Origin of the sequence: Nocardia acididurans (genome assembly GCF_016741815.1) — a bacterium.
Taxonomy (GTDB): Bacteria; Actinomycetota; Actinomycetes; order Mycobacteriales; family Mycobacteriaceae; genus Nocardia; species Nocardia acididurans.
The window spans coordinates 419,995-443,317 of the sequence record NZ_JAERRJ010000005.1; the positions used below are offsets into that span (position 1 = coordinate 419,995).

At 69.2% G+C, this 23,323-nt stretch carries 23 protein-coding genes; 12 read left to right on the forward strand and 11 right to left on the reverse strand.

The window, feature by feature from the left end; genetic code table 11:
* Positions 1-4: 4 nt before the first annotated feature.
* From JK358_RS15170 to JK358_RS15185, 4 genes are all read right to left on the reverse strand, one after another.
* On the reverse strand, positions 5-925 hold the full coding sequence (locus JK358_RS15170; RefSeq protein ID WP_201948076.1) for an ROK family protein: 921 nt from the start codon (positions 923-925) through the stop codon (positions 5-7).
* A 7-nt stretch (positions 926-932) separates the two neighbouring features.
* Positions 933-1,469 (reverse strand): type III secretion system chaperone family protein, encoded by a 537-nt coding sequence (locus JK358_RS15175; RefSeq protein WP_372440667.1) that lies wholly within the window; start codon positions 1,467-1,469, stop codon positions 933-935.
* 73 nt (positions 1,470-1,542) lie between these two features.
* Positions 1,543-2,895, reverse strand: a complete 1,353-nt coding sequence (gene mshA, locus JK358_RS15180) for a D-inositol-3-phosphate glycosyltransferase (protein ID WP_201948079.1) — start codon at positions 2,893-2,895, stop codon at positions 1,543-1,545.
* A gap of 116 nt (positions 2,896-3,011) precedes the next feature.
* The gene (locus tag JK358_RS15185) at positions 3,012-3,836 is read right to left on the reverse strand and encodes an alpha/beta fold hydrolase (protein WP_201948081.1); all 825 of its coding nucleotides are present in this window, start codon (positions 3,834-3,836) and stop codon (positions 3,012-3,014) included.
* Between the two features lie 203 nt (positions 3,837-4,039).
* On the opposite strand from JK358_RS15185, the gene JK358_RS15190 reads away from it, so the two are divergent.
* Together JK358_RS15190 and JK358_RS15195 are read left to right on the forward strand one after the other, a co-directional pair.
* Positions 4,040-4,774, forward strand: coding sequence for an SDR family NAD(P)-dependent oxidoreductase (locus tag JK358_RS15190; RefSeq protein ID WP_201948083.1), 735 nt, complete (start codon positions 4,040-4,042; stop codon positions 4,772-4,774).
* A gap of 170 nt (positions 4,775-4,944) precedes the next feature.
* On the forward strand, positions 4,945-6,117 hold the full coding sequence (locus tag JK358_RS15195; RefSeq protein WP_201948085.1) for a beta-ketoacyl synthase N-terminal-like domain-containing protein: 1,173 nt from the start codon (positions 4,945-4,947) through the stop codon (positions 6,115-6,117).
* Between the two features lie 20 nt (positions 6,118-6,137).
* Here the strand turns inward: JK358_RS15195 and JK358_RS15200 are convergent, their stop codons facing one another.
* Complete coding sequence (locus JK358_RS15200; RefSeq protein ID WP_232851284.1) at positions 6,138-7,355, reverse strand: cytochrome P450; 1,218 nt, start codon at positions 7,353-7,355, stop codon at positions 6,138-6,140.
* 135 nt (positions 7,356-7,490) lie between these two features.
* On the opposite strand from JK358_RS15200, the gene JK358_RS15205 reads away from it, so the two are divergent.
* From JK358_RS15205 to JK358_RS15220, 4 genes are read left to right on the forward strand one after another with little or no spacing between them, the layout of a single operon-like run.
* Positions 7,491-8,540 carry a 3-oxoacyl-ACP synthase III family protein gene (locus JK358_RS15205; protein ID WP_201948087.1) on the forward strand — a complete coding sequence of 350 codons (1,050 nt, stop codon included), beginning with the start codon at positions 7,491-7,493 and terminating at the stop codon, positions 8,538-8,540.
* Between the two features lie 5 nt (positions 8,541-8,545).
* Positions 8,546-9,424, forward strand: a complete 879-nt coding sequence (locus JK358_RS15210; RefSeq protein ID WP_201948089.1) for a beta-ketoacyl-[acyl-carrier-protein] synthase family protein — start codon at positions 8,546-8,548, stop codon at positions 9,422-9,424.
* A complete protein-coding gene (locus JK358_RS15215; protein WP_504739712.1) occupies positions 9,421-10,200 on the forward strand; it encodes a glycosyltransferase family 2 protein in 780 nt (259 codons plus the stop codon). The genes JK358_RS15210 and JK358_RS15215 overlap by 4 nt, the downstream gene beginning before the upstream one ends.
* Before the next feature lie 14 nt (positions 10,201-10,214).
* Positions 10,215-11,756 (forward strand): class I adenylate-forming enzyme family protein, encoded by a 1,542-nt coding sequence (locus JK358_RS15220; protein ID WP_307817532.1) that lies wholly within the window; start codon positions 10,215-10,217, stop codon positions 11,754-11,756.
* Between the two features lie 31 nt (positions 11,757-11,787).
* Here the strand turns inward: JK358_RS15220 and JK358_RS15225 are convergent, their stop codons facing one another.
* The 3 genes from JK358_RS15225 to JK358_RS15235 all read right to left on the reverse strand — a co-directional run bounded on the left by JK358_RS15225 (position 11,788) and on the right by JK358_RS15235 (position 15,578).
* The gene (locus JK358_RS15225) at positions 11,788-13,104 is read right to left on the reverse strand and encodes a phthiocerol/phthiodiolone dimycocerosyl transferase family protein (protein WP_201948091.1); all 1,317 of its coding nucleotides are present in this window, start codon (positions 13,102-13,104) and stop codon (positions 11,788-11,790) included.
* Between the two features lie 130 nt (positions 13,105-13,234).
* The gene (locus JK358_RS15230) at positions 13,235-14,470 is read right to left on the reverse strand and encodes a L,D-transpeptidase (protein ID WP_372440669.1); all 1,236 of its coding nucleotides are present in this window, start codon (positions 14,468-14,470) and stop codon (positions 13,235-13,237) included.
* A 64-nt stretch (positions 14,471-14,534) separates the two neighbouring features.
* Positions 14,535-15,578, reverse strand: a complete 1,044-nt coding sequence (locus tag JK358_RS15235) for a UDP-N-acetylmuramate dehydrogenase (RefSeq protein ID WP_232851364.1) — start codon at positions 15,576-15,578, stop codon at positions 14,535-14,537.
* Positions 15,579-15,669: 91 nt separating this feature from the next.
* Here JK358_RS15235 and JK358_RS15240 point away from each other — a divergent pair, with 91 nt between their 5' ends.
* The 3 genes from JK358_RS15240 to JK358_RS15250 are packed head-to-tail and all read left to right on the forward strand — an operon-like array spanning position 15,670 to position 17,490.
* Positions 15,670-16,155: a DUF2505 domain-containing protein gene (locus tag JK358_RS15240; protein ID WP_201948096.1), complete on the forward strand. Its 486-nt coding sequence runs from the start codon at positions 15,670-15,672 to the stop codon at positions 16,153-16,155.
* A gap of 31 nt (positions 16,156-16,186) precedes the next feature.
* Positions 16,187-16,702: a DUF2505 domain-containing protein gene (locus tag JK358_RS15245; protein WP_201948098.1), complete on the forward strand. Its 516-nt coding sequence runs from the start codon at positions 16,187-16,189 to the stop codon at positions 16,700-16,702.
* A gap of 14 nt (positions 16,703-16,716) precedes the next feature.
* Positions 16,717-17,490, forward strand: a complete 774-nt coding sequence (locus JK358_RS15250; protein ID WP_201948422.1) for a class I SAM-dependent methyltransferase — start codon at positions 16,717-16,719, stop codon at positions 17,488-17,490.
* Between the two features lie 15 nt (positions 17,491-17,505).
* On the opposite strand, the gene JK358_RS15255 is transcribed toward JK358_RS15250, so the two are convergent.
* On the reverse strand, positions 17,506-19,008 hold the full coding sequence (locus JK358_RS15255) for a hypothetical protein (RefSeq protein WP_201948101.1): 1,503 nt from the start codon (positions 19,006-19,008) through the stop codon (positions 17,506-17,508).
* 66 nt (positions 19,009-19,074) lie between these two features.
* Positions 19,075-19,677, reverse strand: a complete 603-nt coding sequence (locus JK358_RS15260) for a type IV toxin-antitoxin system AbiEi family antitoxin domain-containing protein (protein ID WP_201948102.1) — start codon at positions 19,675-19,677, stop codon at positions 19,075-19,077.
* A gap of 584 nt (positions 19,678-20,261) precedes the next feature.
* Between JK358_RS15260 and JK358_RS40645 the strand changes: the two genes are divergently transcribed.
* Positions 20,262-20,948 carry an LmeA family phospholipid-binding protein gene (locus JK358_RS40645; protein WP_232851367.1) on the forward strand — a complete coding sequence of 229 codons (687 nt, stop codon included), beginning with the start codon at positions 20,262-20,264 and terminating at the stop codon, positions 20,946-20,948.
* 47 nt (positions 20,949-20,995) lie between these two features.
* On the opposite strand, the gene deoC is transcribed toward JK358_RS40645, so the two are convergent.
* Complete coding sequence (gene deoC / locus JK358_RS15270) at positions 20,996-21,655, reverse strand: deoxyribose-phosphate aldolase (RefSeq protein ID WP_201948107.1); 660 nt, start codon at positions 21,653-21,655, stop codon at positions 20,996-20,998.
* A gap of 72 nt (positions 21,656-21,727) precedes the next feature.
* On the opposite strand from deoC, the gene JK358_RS15275 reads away from it, so the two are divergent.
* Positions 21,728-22,279: a GNAT family N-acetyltransferase gene (locus JK358_RS15275; protein WP_201948109.1), complete on the forward strand. Its 552-nt coding sequence runs from the start codon at positions 21,728-21,730 to the stop codon at positions 22,277-22,279.
* A 106-nt stretch (positions 22,280-22,385) separates the two neighbouring features.
* On the forward strand, positions 22,386-23,276 hold the full coding sequence (purU, locus tag JK358_RS15280) for a formyltetrahydrofolate deformylase (RefSeq protein ID WP_201948111.1): 891 nt from the start codon (positions 22,386-22,388) through the stop codon (positions 23,274-23,276).
* Positions 23,277-23,323 lie beyond the last annotated feature (47 nt).

Genomic DNA, 23,323 nt, shown 5'->3' on the forward strand with positions numbered 1-23,323 from the left:
GGCCTCATCCTCCCACGGGGGAGAAGTCGCACGGATACGTGGTGCCGTCGCAGGCCAGCAGGCCCGCGCCCATGATGGTGGCCTGGTCGGTGAGCTCGGACGGCAGCACCCGCAACTCGCGCAGGAAGGTGAGCCGGGCATGCCGGGCGACCGTCTCGCGCAGCGGCCGCCACAGCGGTTCCCCCGACTGCGCGAAGCCGCCGCCGACCACCACCAGATGCGTGTCGAGAAGGGCTGCGGCCGAGGCGATCGCGTAGCCGAGCGCCGTGCCCGCCCGGCCCAGCGCGGCCACGGCGATCTCGTCACCCGCGTGCGCGGCCTGCGACAGCTCCACCCCGGTGGATCCGGTCCAGCCCTGCCGCCGCGCCCAGCGCACCGACGACGGCCCGCTGGCCACGGCCTCGACACAGCCGAAACCACCGCAGGCACAGGGTTCTTCGTTACCGGGCACGATGATGTGGCCGATGTGCCCGGCATTTCCGGTGCGGCCCACCACGACCCGGCCCTCGGAGATGACGCCGCCGCCGATGCCGGAGGACACCGTCAGGGCGAGCACGCTCGGCACGCCGCGCGCCGCGCCCCAGTGCTGTTCGGCCAGCGCCAGGCAGACGCCGTCGATGGCGAAGCGAACCTCGGCTCCCGGGAACACTTTTCGCACCGCGTCGACCAGCGCGAAACCGGAGGCCCACTCCGGGATGTTGATGGGACCGGTTGTGCCGGTGCGCACGTCGACCGGACCGGCCGAGCCGATGCCGACCGCGCTCACCTCCGCGCCGTCGGCGACACGCAGCAGCAGTTCCCGGCAGCCGTCCCACACGCCCGATGCCGGAACCGGGATCCGTTCGATCCCTCCCACGACACCGTCCGAATCCACGGTCCCCGCAGCGAATTTGGTCGCACCGATATCCAGTGCCAGCAAAGTCATGCCGGGCTCAGGGCTGGTCGGCGGAGTCTACGAGATGTTCGAAGGCACGCAGATTCGTCAACGACTCTCCGCGCGAGACCCGCCATTTCCATTCCTTCCGAATGGATTCGGCGAATCCGGTTTCCAGCAGCACGTTGAAGTCGGCGTCCACGGCCTCGAGGATCTGACCGAACCAGCGGTCGAGTTCATCGGCGGTGACGCAGTGCGAGGACATGCGGCCGAGGAGGTAGATGTCGCCGAGATTGTCGAGCGTGTAGGCCACGCCGTACAGCCGCCGATTGCGGCGCAGCATGAATTTGTAGACGCCCTCGAAGTTCTCGTCCGGCTTGCGGCAGACGAAGCTCTCCATGCGCACGCCGTGATTGCCGACCGAGACGATGACGTTCGTCTTGAGTTTGCGCTCGCCGGGCAGCACCACCACGAACATGTCGGGACGCTCACGGCTGTACTCGATTTCGCGATCACGCAGCGTCTCGTCGATGAGTTCCGCGGTGGCCACGGCCGTCTCGTTCATGGGCGAGGTGGGCAGGGTCGGGTCACTCATGCCGCGACCTCGCTGCGCTCGGCCACGACATGTGCGACGCACGCTGTGCCTTCGGTTCGCTCGCTGCGCTCGCTCACAGACGTGCCACTCCCATCCGGCGCCGCCAGAGCGCCCGCGATCTGGCCTGATTGCTGTCGGTGAGCAGGCTACTCCGCCGGGTGCGCAGGTCGCGGAACCCGGTCAGCGCGGCCGAGTAGCTGTCCAGCAGGCCGTCGGCGGTATGCGCCCAGGAGAAGTTCGACGCGTGTTCCACGGCGGCCGTGCCCATTTCGCGCAACCGGCCCGGGCTGTCGAGCAGCGACCGCAGCGCCGCGGCCCAGTCGGGGGTGCGATGACCGGGTACCAGCAGGCCCGAAACACCGTCGCGCACAGCCGTTCCCAGCCCGCCCACGTCGGCGGCCAGCACCGGCGTGCCGCTGGCCTGCGCCTCGATGGCGACCAGGCCGAAGGATTCGTTGTAGCTGGGCACCGCCACCAGATCCGCGGCCCGGTACACCTGCACGAGCTTGTGCGGCGGCTGCGGCGGCAGGAAGGTGACGTGGTCGGCGATGCCGAGTTCGGCCGCCAATTCGATGAGCGCGTCGGGCCGTTCCAGACCGGAACCCGAGGGTCCGCCCACGATGAGCACCCGCAGCGGGCGCTCCGGCTCTCGCGCCAGTACCTCGGCGGCGGCGCGCACGAGCACGTCGGGGGCCTTCAGCGGCTGGATGCGCCCGACGAAGGCGACGATGCGCTCGTCCAGCGGCAGCCCGAGTTCCAGGCGCGCGGCGGTGCGGTCGCCGGGACGGTAGCGGGACAGGTCCGCGCCCGGCAGCACGACGTCGATGTGGTCGGCGTCCGCGCCGTACAGCTGGACGAGTTCGCGGGCTTCCTCGCCGGTATTGGCGACCAGCCGGTCGGCCTCGGCGACGATCTGCTTCTCGCCGATCTCGCGGGCGGCCGGTTCCGGGGTGTCGCCCTCGGCCAGATGCGCGTTCTTCACGGCGGCGAGGGTGTGCGCGGTGTGCACCATGGGCACCCGCCAGCGGTCTCGCGCCAGCCAGCCCACTTGGCCGGAGAGCCAGTAGTGCGAATGAATGAGGTCGTAGTGGCCGACCGGATGCCGGGCCTCGGTGCGCAGCACCTCGGCCGCGAAGGGGCACAGCTGTGTGGGCAGGTCGGTCTTGTCCAGGCCCTCGAACGGCCCGGCCACCACATTGCGCACGAGCACGCCGGGCGCGGCCTCGACCACGGGCTCGTCGGCGGAGGAGGTGGCGCGGGTGAAGATCTCCACCTGGGTGCCGCGTTTCGCCAGTTCGATGGCGGTCTGCAGGACGTAGACGTTCATGCCGCCGGCGTCGCCGGTACCCGGTTGGGCCAGTGGCGAGGTGTGCACCGACAGCACGGCAATCCGATTCGGCCGTAGGTCGCTACGTTGACTCACCACCAGTCCAGTGTGCACGCGGAAGGTAGCCGGGCCATCATGAGTTCCCCCACCAAGTGAGCTCGGTCACAAAGGGATTCATCGGCGTATGCGAGCGGTTCGCGAACCGGCCGCCCGGTTCAGGCCAGGTTTCCGGCGAATTCGGCGACCTCGGCGACGAACCGCTCGGGATCCTCGATGAACAGGCCGTGCTGGGAGCCCTCCCAGTAGGAGGCGCGGGCATTCGGCACGGTCTCGGCGATGTAGCGGCCGTTCTCCACCGGCACCACCGGATCCTCGGTGCCGTGCATCACGAGCACCGGAACATCCAGGCCACGCAGGGTGTCGGTGTTGTCGACGGTCCGGTAGAACAGCGCCTTGCGCACCCGAGGCAGCGTGCCGATGCTGCCGCCGAACAGGCGCTGCGCGTCACCGCCCTTGTCGCGGCCGGGGCCGGTGTTGGCATTGCCGAAGGCGGCGAACCCGCGCATGGCCTTGCCCGCGCTCTCGTCGAAGACATCCGGGATGGCCTTCTGCATGGCGGTGCCCGTGCCCGCGCCCGGCACGCCGGGACCGATGCCCGCCAGAGATCCGGTGTAAACCACACCCGACACGGCCGCGGTGCCGTACGCCGCCAGGTAGTCGGTCTGCACGATGCCGCCGTAGGACCAGCCGAGCAGGATCGCGCCTGCGGTGATGCGCTCCCCCGCGAGCACCGCGGCGACATCCCCGGCCCAGTTCTTCGGATCGTCGTATCCGCTCTCGGGAGTCCCCGAGTAGCCGTGCCCGCGCAGGTCCATTGCGATCACCCGGAACTTTTCGGCGAGCAGTTCCTCGGCCCGCCCCCAGTTGCGCAGGTTCCCGGCCCACCCGTGCAGCAAAACCAGAGGTCGCGCACCCTCAGGGCCACTCACCCGGTAGACGATGCTGGTTCCGTCGGCACTGACCACTTCACGAATCGGCATACCCGCCAGGCTAGTCCGCCTCTCCGCGCCTTCAGCGCACAGCTGAGAGCCGCAAAAAGCCATGCACGCGTGCCGACGTTGGGAGCCGATCCGACTCTGGACGTACCCGATGAGTTACCCGGATCTTGCGAAATCAGCTGTCGCCTTGCGATGGTCGGCAACCTCGCCGCGCCGACAGGACACGCCGTGTTTAGGCTCTGGGCATGAGCACTCGTACCGCTGTTGTGACCGGAGCCAGCTCGGGGATCGGTGAGGCCACCGCCCGTGAGCTCGCGAAGCAGGGGTACCACGTGTATGTCGGCGCACGGCGGGTCGACCGGCTGGAGAAGCTGGCGGCGGAGATCGGCGGGACGGCGCTGCCGCTGGACGTGACCGACGAGGAGTCGGTGCGGGCGTTCACCGAGGCCGTCGAGCGGGTGGATGTGCTGGTCAACAATGCCGGTGGGGCAAAGGGATTGGCGACGGTGGCCGAGGCCGATCTGGACGACTGGCGCTGGATGTGGGAGACGAATGTGCTCGGCACGCTGCGGGTCACCAAGGCGCTGCTGCCCAAACTGATCGATTCCGGGGACGGGCTCATCGTGACCGTCACCTCGGTGGCGGCGTTCCACGCCTATGACAATGGTTCCGGCTACACCTCGGCGAAGCACGCACAGGCCGTTCTGCACCGCACGCTGCGCGGCGAGCTACTCGGAAAGCCGGTGCGGCTCACCGAGATCGCGCCGGGCGCGGTCGAAACCGAGTTCTCCCTGGTGCGTTTCGACGGTGACGAGGAACGGGCCGCGAAGGTGTACGACGGGATCGATCCGCTGGTGGCGCAGGACATTGCGGAGATCGTGGGCTTCGTGGCCTCGCGCCCGCCGCACGTCAATCTCGACACCATCGTCGTGAAGCCGCGCGATCAGGCCGATCCGGGTCGCTTCGCCCGCCGCGGCTGATGCCCGGCGGGGTCCTCGCGGCCCGGCCTCTCACCCGTCACGGGTGACCTCGCGAACTTCCGGCAGCTTTGGTACGCCCTGTGCGCTGCGGTTCGGCCGTGTCCTTCTTATGATCGTTCACAATGACTTGTCGGACCGTCCAGTACGGCCGGGCGCGCGCTTGGAGAACGATGTCGCAAAACGCAATTCGCAACAGGGCGGTGATCGCCGGCATCGGTGCCGTCACCGGCTACGGATGGGGCCGGGAGGCTCTGTGGGACGGCCTGCTCAGCGGAAAACCCGCCGCCAAGCTACATCCTGGCTACGGTCCCGGGCAGGATCAGGACTGGTGGGCCGCCCTGATCCCGGACGACGGCGGCGCACCCGGCGACACCGGCAGCAAGTTCCTGCGCGCCCTGCTCGCCTCGACCCGTGAAGCCGTCGCCGACGCCCGCGCGCGCAGCTGGCAGCCCGGCCGCACCGTCGGCCTCATCCACGCCGTCGTGCTCGGCGACGCCTACGACTGGACCGACTTCCACCGCAACGGCCACTGGACCCGGCGCAGCCGCGAATACCTCCCGCTGCTGCCCTCCACCCCGATCTCACTGGTCATGCAGGAGAACGGTTTCCACGGCCCCACCATGAACGTCACCTCCGCGTGCAGCTCCGCCAACGCCGCCCTCATCACCGCCAAGATGTGGCTGGACCACGGCTTCGCCGACGATGTCGTGTGCGTGGCCACCGACCTGACCTGCGCCCCCGAACAGGTCGACTACTTCGCGCGGATGGGCGCGGCCGTGGTCGACGCCGACCCGCTCGACGCCTGCCGCCCCTTCCAGGAGGGCAGCCGCGGCTTCGGCTTCGGGGAGGCGTCGGCGGCCTTCGTCGTCTCCCGCGACGCCGGGCACCCATACGCCGGCGTCCTCGGCGGGGCCATGACCAATGACGCGCACCATGTCATCTCGGTGGATCCCGGCCACGAACGCGTCCTCGACTGCGTGCAGCGCGCCCTCACCCTGTCCGGCGTCACCGCCGACGAGGTGCGCTACTACAACACGCACGGCCCCGGCACCCAGCAGTGCACCGAGGCCGAATTGTCGGTCCACGAGCATATTTTCGGCGGACGCCCGCACCTGTACGCGCTCAAACCACTGGCGGGGCACTGCCAGGCGGCGTCGGCGGCCGTGGAGGTGGCCGCGGCGGCGCTCGGCTACGAACGCGGCGTCCTCCCGTCCGCCCCTATCGTGGCGCAGGCGCATCCGAATCTGCTCGACGGCGCAACGCCTTTCGAGGGCGGCCTGACGCTCAAGGTCTCACTCGGCATGGGCGGCAACAACTCCGCCGTGATGCTCGGCGCGGCCTGATCCGCCCCGGCGGCAGGGTGTCACCCGGCCAGGCGGATCCGCAGGGTTTCGTAGGTCGGGATGAAAACCTTTCGGCGGTAACGCCGTTCGACGACCTCGAACGGTCTGCCCGCCGCCGTGAGCGCGTCCAGCAGCCCGGTCAGCTCCGAATGCACCAGCTGCGCACCGAGACACAGGTGCCTGCCGCCGCCGAACCAGAGCTGCCGGGTCTGCGCGACATAGTCGCGGTGCACCCGGAAATCGCCGACGGCATTGGTGATCGACCAGGTCAGGATCTTGACGTGCTCCCCCGCCCGCAGCTGCCGCCCGGCCACCTCCACATCGGCGGTGACGGAACGCCCGACCAGGTACGCGGGACTGGTGACGCGCAGGGCCTCCCGCACCGCGTCCGGGAGGCGCTCCGGCGCGGCCAGCAACGCGTGCTGTTCACCGCTGTCGTGCAGTAGGGCGACCATCCGGGTCATGGCGCTGGCCAGGGTGTCGGTCCCGGCGACCGCCATGAGAATGGCCAGGCCGGAGGCGTGCTGGAGGGGCAGCCCGAGTTCGCGGCAGCGGCCGAGGGTGGTGTTCGCGTCCGCGCGCTCGTAGGCGGCCGGGACCGAGATCGCGAGTTTCCCGGCCAGGGTGCGCGCCCGCGCGACGGCCACCGGGTCGAGCGTAGTGGAGGCCATGGTGCCCATGGCCAGGTTCACCAGTTCCTCCACGTGGTCGAAGAGGATCCGGAAGGGCTCGTCCGGATCGTCGCCGTGGTCGGCGAGTTCGAAGACGGCCGCGATATCGGCGGGCGTCATGCCGACCAGATCGGAGACGCTGCGGCCCACCAGGACCCGCGCCCGCTCGGCGATGTCGACGGTGCGGCCCGCGTCCAGGTCGACGGTGAGCTGCTGCAGCGCGTCTCCGATGACCCGGTGCACCAGGTCGTCGGTGTGCTTGGCGGCGAACAGGTCTCGCACCCGGGTGCGGAGTTCGGTGTGGCCGGGCCCCTCGAAGAGGTCCTCCACCCACTCCCCGACCACCTGCGCCCACCAGTGCCCGGCCGCGCCCTCGGAGACGATGCTGAAGTGCGCGCTGTCGTTGTAGATCTGCCGGGCGACGAGGGGGTCGGCGACGAACCAGCCGAGTTTCGGGATCTTGCGGATCGGCCGGGCGGCGCGGCCCGCGAGCAGCAGGGCGGGCAGCCAGGGTTGTCCGGCGGCGAGCAGGGCGAGTTCGTGGCGGGCGGCGGGGTTCAGGAACATCGGGACTCCAGCGCTATCGGTGTTGCGCTGCAATGTAGTTCAGCTCACACAGTGTGAACTGAGTATTTTTCACTACAGGAATTTGGGCACTGCTACGGTCACCGCAACCGGGGGGCCGCTTGGAGAGTAGTGCACATGGTTCGACCACGTATCGAAGCGCTGGGATCATATCTGCCCGGTAAGGAAGTCTCGACCGACGAGCTGCTCGCACAGCTCGCCATCGAATCGCCCATCGACCTGGAACGCGTCAGCGGGGTGAAACACCGCCGCCGCTGCGACATGGACGAGCACGGACAGCCCGAGGACTCGTTCACCGTGGCGCTCGCCGCCGCCCGCACGGCCCTCGCCGGATCCCGCTACGACGCCACGGATCTGGACATCGTCATCTCCTGCTCCATCACCCGCATCCGCGGCGAGGAATTCTGGGTGGAACCGTCCTTCGCCCTCGCACTGCGCAATGAACTCGGCGCGCACAGGGCCGTCCACTTCGACGTGTCGAATGCCTGCGCCGGCATGCTGACCGGAGTTCTGGTGCTGGACCGCATGATTCGTGCGGGAATCGTGAAACGCGGGCTCGTGGTGTCCGGGGAATACATCACGCCCATCGCCGATACCGCGGTACGGGAGATGTCGGAGAAATACGATCCGCAGTTCGCGTCGCTGACCGTCGGCGACGGCGCGGCCGCCGTACTACTCGACGACCAGGGCACCGACAGCGAGGGCATCGACTACATCGAGTTGAATACCAGCGCCGCGTTCGCGCAGCTCTGCCTGGGCATGCCCAGTGACCGCAGCAGCGGAATCGCGCTGTACACCGATAATCGCGCCATGCACAACGAGTCCCGGTATCTGCTGTGGACCACCCGCCAGCGCGACTTCCTCGCCGAACGCGGCAGCGACTTCACCACCGAGGGCTACGACCATATGATCCATCATCAATTCAGCGGCCCCGCAGTGGAATTGATCAACAAGATAGCGGAACGGGAATTCGACGCCGCCATGCCGCCCTCCTCGGCCGTGCTGGAGCGATACGGCAACACCGCATCCACCTCGCATTTCGTGGTATTGCACGACGCGGTGAAACAACAGCGGATAGGTTCCGGAGCGAAAGTACTGATGGTGCCCGCCGCCTCCGGTGTCGTAGCCGGGTTTCTGTCGGTGACTCTCGGCGAACTGCGGGTGTGAGGCATATGGGAATCGTCATTTCGGCCGTAGCCGTGGAAACCGGCGGAGGCTCTTCCATCGAACAGGCCGCAGCGGCCACCCGGCGCGCCATCGCGGAAGCGGGCGCGACCCCCGAACAGATCGACGCGCTCATCAACACCGGCGTCTACCGGGACTGGAACATGGTGGAACCGGCCATGTCCGCGCTCATCCAGCAGCAGGCCGGTATCGGACTCGAATACCGCACCGGCGATACGCCGTGCCTGTCCTTCGACCTCATGAACGGGGCCTCCGGCGTGCTCAACGCCGTGCAGGTGAGCCAGGCGCTGCTGGAAGCGCCGACCGTGCACCGGGTGGTGGTCGTCTCCGGCGACGCGCATCCCTCGAAATCGACCGCGCCGCAACGCGGTTTCCCGATCAAGCCGGTCGGGGCGGCGCTCGTGCTGGAGAAGCGCGACGGACCCGCCGGGTTCGGCGCACTGCACGTCAGCGCGACGGACGGGCGCACCACCGCGGCCGGATTCGTGCGGCTGCCGGATATGGGAGTCACCGGACGCTCCAGCATCATCGTCGACCGCTCCACCGACACGGTGGACGAACTGCTGCACCACGCGGCGAGCGCGGCGAGCGAAGCGCTCGACGTCGCGGATGCGGCTCCGGAGCGAATCGTGCTGCTGTGCAACAGGTCCACCCCGGACTTCCCGCAGCTGCTCGCGCAACGCCTCGGGCTGCCCGCCACCGCCATCTGCACCGACGACACCGAGGGCGACGCACACACCTCGGCGCTGCCCGCCGCCTATCTGGCGGCCCGCGACAACGGACGACTCGACGACGCCGACCTGGCGCTGTTCGTCGCCGCCGGAGCCGGACCCTCGGCCTCGGCCATCGCCTACCGACTACCGTGAGCCCACACCGGGAGACCCCCATCGTGACCAGCCTCTGGGTGATCGTGCCCGCCTACAACGAGGAGCAGGGCATCACCGCCACCTTGGAAGCCCTGGCCGCACAGCACGATCCGAACTTCACCCTCGTCATCGTCGACAACGACTCCACCGACGCCACCCCGAAGATGGTGCGCGCCTTCGCCGACGCGCACCCGGCCATGCGCATCGAGGTGATCACCGAACAGCGCAAGGGCACCGGCGCGGCCGCCGACACCGGCATGCGGCACGCCATCGCCGCCGGGGCACAGCGACTGGCCCGCACCGACGCCGACTGCCTGCCCGCACCCGACTGGACCACCCGCATCCACGCCGCCTTCGACTCCGGACTGCGCCTGGTGAGCGGGCAGCTCGTCCCCCGCACCGACGAGGACGTGCGCTGGATCGACCGCCAGATCATCAGGGCCGCACTGGAAATCGCCTCCACCTTCGGAAAGTTCCGGCCCGGCAACCAGGATCCGCGCTACCTCGGGCCGTACGTCATGACCCCCGGCTGCAATATGGCCATCACCGCCGAACTGTACGAGGCGGCAGGCGGATTCCCGCGCACCGCCATCGAGGAACTGCACGAGGACCGCGCCCTGGTGAACGCCGTCCGCATGCTCACCACCGACTACGGCCTGCGCCGCGATGTGCGCGTCTACGGGTCCAACCGCCGCGTGCGCGCCTGGGGCGTGCGCCGCACGCTGGAGTGGTACGCCGACCACCGGTACAAGCCCGAGCAGGTGGATATCCGGTGAGCGATGGAGGCGGTGTGGATTCCGGGCAAAAGCAGGCGCTCGCCGCCGACTTTCTCGAACTGCTCCGAGAACGGGCTCGGCTACAGCCCGACGCGCCCGCGCTCGGCATGGTCGGCGCGGCCCCGCTCACGTACGCGGAGCTCACCGACCGCATCGCCGGGGTGGCGAACCGGCTGCACGACAGTGGTTTCCGGCCCGGAGATCGGCTGCTGTTCTCCATCCGGCCGTGCGTGGACGCGGTGGTGCTGGTGTTCGGCACCATCGCGGCGGGCGGCACCATCGTGTTCGTGGATCCGGGGGTCGGGCCGGAGCTGTTCGCGAAGCGGATCGGACTCGTCCAACCCGCCTGGGCGGCAACGGAATCCCTGCTGTATCTGCTGAGCGGGCCGCTGCACCGGATCGGGCGCGCACTCGGGCTGTCGCTGCCCGCGTTCGGGCGGCTGCCGGTTCGCCACATCCACAGCGGATGGCGTTTGCCCGGAACACCTTCCGGTTCCATCCCGGTTCGGCAACTGCTGCGGCACGAGCGTTCCCAGGGAACGGCGACGACCATCGCCGACCCGGAGGCCGAAGCGTTGATCGTATTCACCTCGGGCACCACTGCCGCACCGAAAGCCGTTGTGCACACGCGCGGTTCGCTCGGCGCGGGGCTGGCGGCCATGGCCGGGCGGACCACGCTCGGACCGGACGCGCACCTGTGCACCGAACAACTGATGATGGGGCTGCCCGCGTTGATGGCGGGCGCGCGGTGGTCCATGCCGCGATATCCCCGGTTCGGTACCCATATCGACCCGATCGGATTCGCCCGCGCGCTGGACGACGCCACCCATGCCTTCTTCACGCCCGCCGATCTGGCGGTGGTGCTCACCGCCCTGGAGGAAGGCCGGCTGCGGCCGCCCGGGCGACTGCGGGAGATCTCGCTCGGCGGCGCACCCGTGACCACCGCCCTGCTGCGGCGAGCCCGCGCCGCACTACCGGACAGCGAATTCCTCGCCATCTACGGCATGACTGAAATCCTGCCCGTGGCAATGACTTCCGGCTCCGCGAAACTCGCCTTCGCCGGTGCGGGCGATCCACTCGGCCCACCGGTGCCCGGCGTGCGCGCCCGCATCGCCGAAGACGGCGAACTCATCCTCTCCGGACCCAATCTGTGCAGCGGATATCTCGGCGAACCCGCACTGCGCGAAATCGCCACCGGCGACCTCGCCCGGTTCGAGGGCGACACCGTGATTCTCATGGGCCGCAAGAAGGACATGATGATTCGCGGGAAGACCAACATCTACCCCGGCCTCTACGAACCCGCCATCGCCGGTATCGAGGGCGTGCGGCAGGCCGTCATGGTCGGTCTCCCTGACGAAGTCGGTGACGAGCGGATCGTGCTCGCGGTGGTCGCCGAACCGGGCAGCACCGATATCGTGGCCCGGCTGCGCCGCGAATTGCCCGGCGTCATGGACATTTCCGCGCTCCCCGACGATATCGTCGTGGTCGCGGAGATCCCGGTCAGCGGCCGGACCCGCAAACCCGATCGGGCCGCGTTGCGCGGCGCGCTCGCCTGATCACCGCGACGGCGCTCGGCGCGCCGGTCGGTCACGCCCAGGATTCCGGGCGGTCCTCCAGTCGCGCCAGCACCCGGTCCGCGAAGGCTTCCGCCTCGCCGGCCGACAGCACGCCGTCCACGTAGCAGAATCCGAGCGCCATTTCGTCGTGCGCGGTCACCACCGCGACCGTCAGTCCGCTGACACACGAATTCGACGCGCCGAAGGTGAGATCCGAGATCTGCCAGGATCCCACCGCCACCGGGAACTCCACCCGGCCCAGATTGGTGACCGACACATTCCAGGTGGCGCGCCGATCCACCATCTCGATGGTCTTGCGCGCGGATTCCATGGTCTTGGGCGTCCCGTACCGCATCCCGGACATGGTGGCCAGATGCCGCCGCTGCTTCACGCCGCGATCCAGCTGCTGCTTCACCGACCGCGCCGCCTTCCACAGCGACTCGGCCGGGCCGAATTTCACGAAGCCCGCGAGAACCGGTGCGTAGATGCCGATTTCGTCGGCGTCCGGGGCGGGGTCGAGTTCGTCGCGGAAGTCGACGGGCGAGCCGATGCCCGCCACGCCCGGCGCGCCCGGATTCACGGTGTCGCCGATGGCCAGCGCCACCGCGCCCGCCAGCGCGCCGTGCACCGACACCTCGGACTTCTTGCAGTCCTCGACCAGAGCGCGCAGCCGTGCGCCGTCGAGCACCCGGTGCACGACCCGGGTGCGGCGTTCCTCCAGCGGCACCACCGACATCTCGCCGAGCCGCCGTGGTTTGCGCAGCCGGCCGGACACCTGATCGGTGAGGGTGAGGTAGGCGTACCGCCAGAACCCGCGCGCGCCCTGCGGGATCAGATCGTCCGCGGGCGGGACGGGGGCCCGCTTGGCCACCGGCTCCGCATCCGGTTCCGCCGCAGCGTATTCCACCAGTTTGCGCAGCACCGCCATGAGCGAGCGACCGTCCGCGATCACATGTGAGATCGTCAGGATGATGTCGTGGTATTCACCGGAGGTGTCCTCGCGGCTCACCACGTCGATGATGCGGGCCAGGCCCTCACCCACCTCGAACGGTGTCGCCATCTCCGAGTTGAGCGCGTGCAGCCACGCCCCCGACGCGCGCGCGGGCAGCCGGAACACCGGAATCTCCGGATCCGGCACCGGCGCGATCTCCGGGTTGCTGCCGTGCATGTCCCGCACACCCGAACGCAGCAGCGGGTACTCGTCCAGCAGGGCGTCGGCGGCGCGTTCCAGCTGCCGTAACGTCACCCGCCCGTGAATGCGTACTCGCCCACTGCAATTCGAGGGCGAGATGTTGTCGATGAGCCAGAACCAGCGTTCCGAGGGGCTCAGCGGACGTGTGTCCTGCATTGCCGCCGAAACCGACCAACCCGCAACCACCAACCGACCTCTCCGCCACTAGTCCACTCGCCGCAAACGATAACCCGATCATCGGTTTGCGGTCGGGGGAAGTCCGACTTCGGTGCTGTGACAGCGTGTGTCAGCGACTTCCGCCGGGGGCCTGCGGCGCCAGCGGCGTGGCCGAAACGACCGATTTGGGTTCGCCCTGGAGCGCGGACATGCTCAGCCAGGTCGGCCAGTCGATGGTCCAGTCGTAGATGTCGCCGTCGGCGGCCGAGAGCTGGATGCGGGTGCCGGTCACCTCGACCGGGTCGCCGTACATCGCGGTCGGGAAGTACTGTTGCGCGTCCGCGGTGGACAGATTGATGCAGCCGTTGGTGACATTCGTATTGCCCTGCGCGGCAGCCGATTCCGGATTGGCGTGAATGAACTCGCCATTGTTGGAGATGCGCACCGCCCAGCGTTCCCGCACATTCGTGTAGTACGGCGGATTCGACATCAGGAAATCCTCGTACTTCTCCGACACCACGTGGATGCCGGAGCGGGTCACATTGCGGTCCTCGTTGCCCTCGCCGTAACTGCACGGGAAGTCGAAGACCGTCTGGCCCTCGCGCACCACCTGGATGCGATGCGACTGCGCCGGGGCCTGCACGATCTGCGCGCGGCCGATGGTGAAGTCGACGGTCAGGTCCGAATCGCCGAAAGCGCCCTCGCCCATGTCGACGCCGTAGAGCTTCGCGCCCACCTTCACGGTGGTGCCCGGCACCCAGTACTCCTTGGGCCGCCAGTGCACGCGCGAGCCGCCCATATTGTCCGGCAGCCACGCCCACGCGCCCTCGTTGGCCGGGGTGGCGGTGACGGTCAGCGCGCGCTCGACCGCGGCCTTGTCGTCGATGTGGCCCTTGAACTGGAGGATGATCGGCGCGGCGATGCCGACCTCCTGGTTGTCGCCGATGTTCACGGTCGCCGGATTGGTCGACTTCGGGCTGACGGTGGTGAAGGTGCCCTCGATCGGCACGGGCTTGTTGTCGGTGCCCACGGCGGTGCCCGACCAGGTGTAGGTGATGCCGTAGCCGAGCGGCTCGCCGGCGGTGAACTTGCTGCGGTCGGCGTTGAAGTCGCCGGTGACCTGCTTGCCGTTCGGGTTGGTGAGCGCCACCTGGTCGATGCGACCGCCGGTGACGGTGACCGCGACCGCGGTGGTCGGGTTGATGTCCTGCGCCGCGTCGGCGGGCTCGAAGGTCACCTTCGCCACGGGGCCGGGCTCTTTGCCGGGGGTGCTGTCGTTGTCGGTCGCGCACGCGGCCGCCAGCGCCGCTGATCCCACCAGTGCGGTCCGAATGGCCACCCGCCGGGACAATCCAGGTCTGCTCACTTCCTCGACCCTACTCCGGCAAACCGACTGCCCAGGTCGCGGCGGGAGTGGCCCGGACCACGCGCTACAGGGCGACTCCGACGGTCACCGGCTCCGGTTCCAGCTCGATGCCGAAGCGTTCGGCAACTCCCTGGCGAACCGTGCGGGCGAGGTCGGTCAGATCGACCGCGGTGGCCGCACCCCGATTGGTCAGGGCCAGCGTGTGTTTGGTGGACAGGCGGGCCGGAGCCTCGTCGCCCGGGAAACCCTTGGCGAAGCCGGCCCGCTCGATCAGCCACCCCGCGGAGAACTTCACGCCGCCGTCCACGGGCCAGGTGGGGACATTCACATCCGCGCCGACATGTGTGGCGATCGCCTCCCGCACCGCCGCCACCTTGCTGTCCGATACGACCGGATTGGTGAAAAACGAGCCCGCACTCCAGGTGTCGTGATCGGCCGGATCCAGCACCATGCCCTTGCCCGCACGCAGCCTCAGCACCTCGGCGCGCACCTGCGCGGCCGGACGCGACTCGCCCTCCTCCGCACCGAACGCACCCGCCAGCTCCCGATACCGCAGGGGTGCACTGGAACCATCCGCACGCAGGGCGAATTCGACCGCCAGCACCACCGCGTCAGCGGAATGCTTGAGCACCGAGGTGCGGTAACCGAAACCCAGATCCTGTGGCCGCACCCAGCGGATCTCCCCCGTCCTGCGATCCAGCAAACGCACCTGACGCAATAGCTGCGCCACCTCGACCCCGTACGCGCCGACATTCTGCACCGGCGTCGCACCCGCGGAACCCGGGATACCGGACAGGCACTCCAGCCCGCCGAACCCCTCGGCCACGGTCGCCGCGACCACCGTGTCCCAGTCCGCGCCCGCCTCGGCGACGACCCGGCCCTCCCAGATCTCCACATCCCGGGTGGCGATGCGCACCACCACGCCCGGAAATCCCGCGTCGGCGATGAGCAGATTCGAGCCGCCCGCCACCAGCAGCACCGGAATCTCCGCCGCGTCCAGCGCGCGCACCGTCGCCACCAGCGCTTCCGTGGTCTGGCATTCCGCCACGATGGCCGGACCGCCCACCCGCAGGGTCGTCAAGGTCGCCAACGGCACCGCGTCGTGCAGCCGAGCCCCGGTCCCTGCCAGCAGGTCCCGCACGTGTTCGAACGCCACCACCCGAGAAGTACGCACGGCAAAGACGGTAGCGTGTCGCACCATGGCGACACCTCTGGCCTTCACTGCGCACTCCACACATTCGATGACCGCCGTGCGCGCGGCATTCGCCAACGAGCAGTACTGGAAGGACCGCATCGAAGCGGTCGGCGGCCCCAACGCCCGCATCGACTCGCTGCGCATCGACGGTGACAACGTCCGGGTCGAGATGACCCAGACCATCCCGGCCTCCGAACTGCCCGCGCAGATCACCAACATCAAGCCCAACGGCCTGATCATCCCGCGCATCGAGACCTGGCACGGCAACGGCGGCACCGTGGAGGCCCACGTGGACGGCGCGCCCGCCAACATCAACGGCTCGCTCACCGTCAGCGGCGACGACAAGGGCTCCAGCTTCGTGGTGGACGCCAGCATCGACGTGAAGATCCCGCTCTTCGGCAAGAAGATCGAGGCCGCCATCCAGCAGCACCTCACCGAACTGCTCGAGCGCGAAGCCGAGTTCACCGACAATTGGCTCAGTTCGCACTGACGGGAGCAATCCCGCAGTAATCTGAGCGATCGTGCCTCGTCGACTGGACTATTCCGCGCGCTATCCGCTGCACACCACCAAAGAGGTGTACGCGGCCCTCATGAACCGCGACCTCTGGGACGCGCGCATCGAGGAGATGCGGAAATACTCGCCGAACGACATCATCAGCCTCGACTCCGGCGATTCCGGCATCACCGTGACCCTGCGGCACGTGCTGCCGCGCGAATCCCTGCCCGAGATGGCACAGGCCGTCATGCGCAAGGACATGATCATCACCCGCCGCGAGACCTACGGGCCGTTCGGCCCCGAGGTCACCGGTGAGTACACCGCCGAAATCCCCGGCGGCCCCGGCACGCTCGGCGGCACCATGCGCCTGTTCCCCACCGAGACCGGCTGCACCCTGCGCACCTCCTCACACGCCGAGGTGCACATCCCCTTCTTCGGCCGCAAACTCGAACAGGTCATGCTGGTGAACCTCATCGACCTCTTCCGCGCCGAAGCGGAAGTGACGAAAACGTGGCTGGACCAGCAGAACCCCGTCGGCTGACCCGACGCGGAACGGTGGTGCCGCCCATCGGCACCATCACCCGCGGCACCACCGGCATCAACCGGCTGCGCCGCAGCGACCGCCGCCTGGCGCACGACGACGACATCATCACCCGGCTGCGCGCCACCCCCGACCCGCTGATCGTGGACCTCGGCTACGGCGCCAGCCCCGTCACCACCCTCGAACTCGCCGCCCGCCTGCGCACCATCCGCCGCGACATCCGGGTCGTCGGCCTGGAAATCGACCCCGCCCGCGTGGTCCCCGGCCAGGACGGCGTCGAATTCGCCCGCGGCGGTTTCGAATTGGCGGGCCTGCGCCCGATCCTGGTGCGCGCCTTCAACGTCCTGCGCCAGTACCCGGAATCCGCTGTCCCCGAAGCCTGGTCGACCATCCTGTCCGGCCTGCAACCGGACGGGCTGCTCGTCGACGGCACCTGCGACGAGCTCGGCCGCCGCGTCGCCTACGTGATCCTCGACCGCAGCGGCCCGCTGTCGCTCACCCTCGCCTGGGACCCCTTCACCGTCGACCAGCCCTCCGACATCGCCGAACGACTACCGAAAGCCCTGATCCACCGCAACATTCCCGGCGAACCCATCCACACCCTGCTCACCGCCGCCGACCGCGCCTGGTCGCACGCCGCGCCGCTGGCCCCCTACGGACCCCGCGTCCGCTGGCGAGCCGCCTCGGACCTGTTGCGGCAGCAGGGTTTCCCACTCCGCCACTACCGCCGCCGCCTGCGCGACAACATCCTCACCGTGCCGTGGTCGGCGGTCGCACCGCTCGACTGACACGCAGGTACCAGCTCAGCGCAGGTGCAGGCGGCGCTCGCCGAAATCGCGGATCCCGTCGATATAGCCGGTCACCGTGGCGGGAGCCACCAGGGAACGCGGGGCGAAGGGCTGACGCCACAGGCCGCCGTGCGCGGCACCGTCGGTGAAGAGGGATTCGGGGTTGGCGGTGGCGGCGGGCGGGGCGAACAGATCGGCGACGAGTTTGGCGGCCATCAGGGTGCGGGCCGCTTCGGGCGTGAAGACCTCGATGCCGAAGCGGGACACGGCACGGTAGGCGGCCGGTCGCCACGGTGTCTCACGCAGGTGATCGGTCCAGGTGGGTGGGGCCACCGTATACGAGACCGGGTGCCCGGCGGCGCGGGCCAGGACCGCGCGCCAGCGGGGAAGGCGTTGCGCCAGAGCGTAATCCGGACCGGACAGGAACGGGAGATTGTCGAACAGGCCCCAGGACTCGCCCTCGGCGTCGACGATCGGGTCCGTGTAGTTGGGGCTGTAGAGCGAGCTCGGGGCGATACGGTGCAGGAAACCCCTTGCCGCGCCCCGGAATCCGCCCTGCGACAGGCGTTCGCGTGCGGCCGCGACCACGTCGGCGGGGACGGCGTAGCAGTCGGTGGCGGAGCCGGGAAAGGCCAGAGCCGTCGCCGGATCACGGCGCAGCAGGGCTTCGGTCAGCACATCGGCGGCGGCGGCGAGGCGCACACCGGCCGAACCGGGAGCGCTCGCGTACAGGCCCAGCGCGGGACGCGCGTCGGACTGCGCGGTAATCCACCGCACCAGCGCCGGAAAGGATCTCGCGATGTCCACGCCGGGTCCGGCCTCGGTCACCGGGAAGCGCACGGTGCCCGCACCGGCCCGGATCTGCTCGCGCAACCGACTCCAGCGCGCGCGGCCCGGCCGGTCCACGGCGAGCAACTCCGCACCCCAGGACAGCAGTGGTTGCAGGGGACCGAGTTCCGCGCCCGCGCCGAGCAGCGTGAGCCGGAAACCGGGGAGCCGCAACCACTCCGGATGGTCGACGACCTGTCGCACCGCGGTGATGAAGCCCGGTTCCAGGATGCCGCGCTGCTGCCAGTCGTCGAGCTGGTCACGCAGTTCGCCATCGGCCAGCACCCGGCCGTGATACGGAATCTCCAAGCGCGCCACCGGCGTACCGGCCCCGGTCAGGGTCTCGGTGCCGAGTTCCACGCTGGCCGCCGCGGCGGCCACATCCACCTCGCCCAGCGCGACGACCGTGCGGCCGGCCGCGAAGCGCAGCATGGTGCGCACCGACCGCAGACCCGCGTCGGCGACACCGCGCGAAACCGTCGGGGAACTCACCGCCAGCGCGGTCATCCCCTGGAAGACCCGGTGATAGGTGCGCCGCCAATCGCGGCTGGTCTCCACCGATTGCGCGAGATCCGCGTCGTACGGGCGCACGGCATCCGCGACGACGGCCGCCGTGACCATATCCGCGATGCGATCGGGCGGGCCGGGCGGAAAAGCCAGATCCCACACGCCATAACCAACCGACCCCATGATCAACGACAATGCCACGAATATCGGCGCGGCAAAACTCGAAAATCGGCGCAGTCAGGACCGGTGTCACACACGAGTCAGCGCGCGATGCAGCCGGGCGGCCGTCGGCGGCGGTAAAGCCGCACTGGCGGAACGAATTTCGGAACGCGCACAGCGGTGGATGGCGACCGCGTCGGCCACCACCTCGTCCAGTGCCGCCTGACTGATCCCGGCCTCGGCCAGATCCAGCACCGTGCGCAGCGGCGTGGTAACCAGGAAGGTGCCCGCCGACTCCACGTCGTTGCGGGCGAACGCCCGGCGCAGCACCACCAGCCGGGGCGAGAGCGGGAAACGGCCCACCCGGGCCGACATGTGCACGAAGCGCGGGCGTAGTCGGCCCAGACCGTGCAGCTCCGCGGCACTGTGATGGGACACCGCCGCCGCGCCGTCGAACCAGGCCGACCACATGGCGTACTCGTCGAGCGGGCCGTCCGGCCAATCGCCCAGCCGCAGCAGACCCACCCCCGCCCGGAGCACCGTGCCGTCCCGCAGACCATCACGGATCCGGTTCTCACATCCGGTGCGCAGCACCTGCCGGGTCGTGAAATACCCGGCGTGCCGACCGGCCAACTCCTGCAACGCCTGCCAACCCTGCTCCGGATCGGGCTCCGCCGCGGACTTCCCAGCCATGTCACTCAGGCTACGCCGACACGCTGTGGGTTACGTCACATTCCACGGCGAGTGCCGCGACACCTCATGGGAAGCACAGAACTCACACAGAAACCTCGGGAACAATCGGCCCCATGAGTTCGAAGCCCACCGGCAACGACAATGTCGACCCGAAGACCGAGGCGCTCGGCGACGGCACCGCCGCCGACCAGCAGAATCCGGGCGTCAACGAATGGTGGCAGGAGACCGGCGAGCAGCCCACGCAGGTGCTGGGCCCGCGCGACTCCGAGCAGCCCACCACGGTGCTCGGCTCGCAGGACGCCGACCGGTCCACCGAGGTGCTCGGCTCGCAGGACACCCCGCAGCCCACCGAGGTGCTACCCGCGGGCAGCGCCGCCGCGCCGCACGGCACCGAAACGCTCGACGCGAGCCAGGCGCGCGGCCCGCAGCACACCGAGGCCTTCAGCGCGGGCGAGGCGGCGGCGTATGCGGCCGGGGCGCAATCGGTTTCGGATCAGGGTCAACCGCCGGTCCCGCCGCCCCCGGGCACTTCCGTTGGCGGACAGGGAGGATCGGGTTCCGTACCACGAAAACGCCGGACCGGCTTGATCATCGCCATCGTGGCGGCGCTGGTCGTGGTCGGCGGCCTGGCCGGCGGCGAGGCGTACGCCCGCAACAAGGTGTCGAACTGTATCGCCGCCGGGTTCGAGAAGCAGATGGGCTCCAAGATCGACGTCGCCTTCGGCGCGAAACCCATGCTGCTCACCATGTTCGACGGCAAGGTCGGCAAGGTGACCGTCGACAGCGACGACACCAAGTTCGGGCCCGCCCAGGACATGGTCGTGCACGCCACCTTCAACGACATCGAACTGAAAGACGGTGGCCGCCAGGGCGGCACCATCGGCAGCTCGTCGGCCGATGTCACCTGGAGCAACAACGGCATCGTGAAGACGTTGGGCGGCTTGGTATCCGGCGCGACCTCCGATCCGAACGCCGACACCCTGAATTTCGCCGTGCTCGGCGGCATCGCCGAACTGCAGGTGAAGCCGAAGGTCGTCAACGGCAAGGTCGACGTGGAGACCATGTCGGCCTCGCTGCTCGGCTTCGGCCTGCCCACCGACCTGGTGGACGGCATCGTCGACCTGCTCTCGGAGAGCCTGCAGACCTATCCGATGGGCATGCAGCCCACCAGCGTCGAGGTCACCAAGGACGGCCTGCACATCACCCTGAAGGGCGGCCGGGCCGACCTGGACGCCCCCGCCGAAGGCCAGCAGACCGACTTCACCTGCTGAGGCGTGAACGCCGATGGGCCGCCCGTTCCGGGCGGCCCACTCCGTTTTCAGTCCGAGAAGCCTTGCAGGACTTCACGAGACTTCGACAGGCCCAATCGGGTTGCCCCCGCGGCGATCATCTCGCCCGCCTGCTCCGAGGTGCGGATGCCGCCGCTGGCCTTCACGCCGAGGCGGCCGCCGACGGTTTCCGCCATCAGCCGCACCGCGTGCGCGCTCGCGCCGCCCGCGGGGTGGAATCCGGTGGAGGTCTTCACGAAATCGGCTCCGGCCTGTTCGGCGCGGCGGCACACCTCGATGATCTGCTCGTCGCTCAGCGCCGCCGATTCGATGATCACCTTGAGCAGGGCGCGATCCCCGATCGCCTCCCGCACGGTGATGATGTCGCCGAGCACCGCGTTGTAGTCGCCCGCGCGCGCCGCGCCCACGTCGATGACCATATCCACTTCCGCCGCACCCTGATCCACGGCCAGTCGCGCCTCCGCGCCCTTCACCAGCGAATGATGTTTGCCGGAGGGGAAACCCGTGACGGTGGCGACCACGAGACCGGGCGCACGCACCGGCAGCATGGACGGCGAGACGCAAATCGCGAACACGCCTAGCGCGCGTGCCTCGTCGATCAGCGCGTCGACATCCGAAGCGGTCGCTTCGGGCGCGAGCAGGGTGTGATCGATCATCGCCGCGACGTCACGGCGGGAAATCTCAGCCATGAGCACCGAGTTTGGCATATCGGTGGCGAATTTCGTTGCGAGCCGCCGCCACCGTCAGGGACACTCGATGGTGTGCTGATCCGTCGTGAACGTACCGGCGACGCCGCCGCGATCGACGCGGTGCACCGCAGCGCCTTCGCCGCTCAATACGCCAACGCCAACGGCCGCGCCGACGACGCGGCCCACCCCGCCGTCGAACCGGTCGAGGTGGCTCTGGTGCGGCAGCTGCGCGACAACGCCGCCTGGATGCCCACCCTCACCATGGTCGCCGAGGTCCACGACGACATCGTCGGCCACGTCTGCCTCACCCGCGCGGGCATCGGGCCCTTCCCGGTGCTGGCCCTCGGGCCCATCGGCGTGCGCACCGACCATCAGGGCGCCGGCGTGGGCGGCGCGCTCATGCACGCCGTCCTGGGTGCGGCCGACGCGCTCGACGAGCCGCTCATCGGCCTGCTCGGCCACCTCGACTACTACCCGCGCTTCGGCTTCGTGCCCGGCATCCGCCTCGGCGTCTTCCCGGATCAACCCGACTGGACCTCCCACTTCCAGGTCCGCCCGCTCGCCGCCTACGACGCCGAGATCAAGGGCGAGTTCCGCTACGCCGATCCGTTCTACGAACTCTGAGCAGGCAGCAAACGCGGGGCGACGTAACCTCCCGAGCCTCGTGAGCGAAGCCCCTGGGAGGGTCCCGGAGCGTCCGTGACCCCGCTCTCCTGGGAGAATGTCCTTCATGAGTTTCACCCCCGGCAGCCCCGACGACCGTCGCTACGTGCTCACGCTGGGCTGCCCGGACCGTCCCGGCATCATCGCCCGCATCACGTCCTTCATCGCCGATTTCGGTGGATCGATCGTCGAGGCGGGCTATCACTCGGATCTCGAGACCGGATGGTTCTTCACCCGGCAGGCCATCAAGGCGGCCACCGTGCCCTTCCCGCTCGAGGAACTGCGCGACCGGTTCGCCGCCGTCGCCGCCGAGCTGGGCTCGGAAACCGACTGGCAGGTCCACGACTCCGGCGAACGCCGCCGCGCCGTCCTGCTGGTCAGCAAGGACGGCCACTGCCTGCACGACCTGCTCGGCCGCGCCACCAGCGGCGAACTGCCCGCCACCATCGAGGCCGTCATCGGCAACCACCCCGACCTGGCCGAGATGACCGAAGCGCACGGCATCAAATTCCACTACGTGCACTTCCCCAAGAACCCCGCCGACCGCGGCCCGGCCTTCGAGCAGGTCCGCGAACTCGTCGACTCCCACGACCCGCACGCCGTGGTCCTGGCCCGATTCATGCAGGTCCTCCCCGCCGCACTGTGCGAACACTGGGCGGGCAAGGCCATCAACATCCACCACAGCTTCCTGCCGTCCTTCGTCGGCGCCCGCCCCTACCACCAGGCCTTCGCACGCGGCGTGAAGCTGATCGGCGCCACCTGCCACTACGTCACAGCCGAACTGGACGCGGGCCCCATCATCGAGCAGGACGTCAGCCGCATCGACCACGCCGACACCGTCCGCGACATGGTCCGCCAGGGCCGCGACATCGAACGCGTAGTCCTCGCGCGCGGCCTCCGCTGGCATCTGGAAGGCCGCGTCCTGGTCCACGGCCGCCGCACCGTCATCTTCAACTGAACCCCCGGGTCGACGAAACACAATGCCCCGCTCGTGCTTTCGCACGA

What these genes read in the sequence shown, in the direction of transcription:
- JK358_RS15170 (WP_201948076.1), bottom strand. Translation starts at nt 925, where the DNA reads ATGACTTTGCTGGCACTGGATATCGGTGCGACCAAATTCGCTGCGGGG.
- JK358_RS15225 (WP_201948091.1), bottom strand. Translation starts at nt 13,104, where the DNA reads ATGCAGGACACACGTCCGCTGAGCCCCTCGGAACGCTGGTTCTGGCTC.
- JK358_RS15190 (WP_201948083.1), top strand. Translation starts at nt 4,040, where the DNA reads ATGAGCACTCGTACCGCTGTTGTGACCGGAGCCAGCTCGGGGATCGGT.
- JK358_RS15205 (WP_201948087.1), top strand. Translation starts at nt 7,491, where the DNA reads ATGGTTCGACCACGTATCGAAGCGCTGGGATCATATCTGCCCGGTAAG.
- JK358_RS15195 (WP_201948085.1), top strand. Translation starts at nt 4,945, where the DNA reads ATGTCGCAAAACGCAATTCGCAACAGGGCGGTGATCGCCGGCATCGGT.
- JK358_RS15260 (WP_201948102.1), bottom strand. Translation starts at nt 19,677, where the DNA reads ATGGCTGGGAAGTCCGCGGCGGAGCCCGATCCGGAGCAGGGTTGGCAG.
- JK358_RS15175 (WP_372440667.1), bottom strand. Translation starts at nt 1,469, where the DNA reads ATGAGTGACCCGACCCTGCCCACCTCGCCCATGAACGAGACGGCCGTG.
- JK358_RS15185 (WP_201948081.1), bottom strand. Translation starts at nt 3,836, where the DNA reads ATGCCGATTCGTGAAGTGGTCAGTGCCGACGGAACCAGCATCGTCTAC.
- purU (WP_201948111.1), top strand. Translation starts at nt 22,386, where the DNA reads ATGAGTTTCACCCCCGGCAGCCCCGACGACCGTCGCTACGTGCTCACG.
- JK358_RS15200 (WP_232851284.1), bottom strand. Translation starts at nt 7,355, where the DNA reads ATGTTCCTGAACCCCGCCGCCCGCCACGAACTCGCCCTGCTCGCCGCC.
- JK358_RS15210 (WP_201948089.1), top strand. Translation starts at nt 8,546, where the DNA reads ATGGGAATCGTCATTTCGGCCGTAGCCGTGGAAACCGGCGGAGGCTCT.
- JK358_RS15255 (WP_201948101.1), bottom strand. Translation starts at nt 19,008, where the DNA reads ATGGGGTCGGTTGGTTATGGCGTGTGGGATCTGGCTTTTCCGCCCGGC.
- JK358_RS15240 (WP_201948096.1), top strand. Translation starts at nt 15,670, where the DNA reads ATGGCGACACCTCTGGCCTTCACTGCGCACTCCACACATTCGATGACC.
- deoC (WP_201948107.1), bottom strand. Translation starts at nt 21,655, where the DNA reads ATGGCTGAGATTTCCCGCCGTGACGTCGCGGCGATGATCGATCACACC.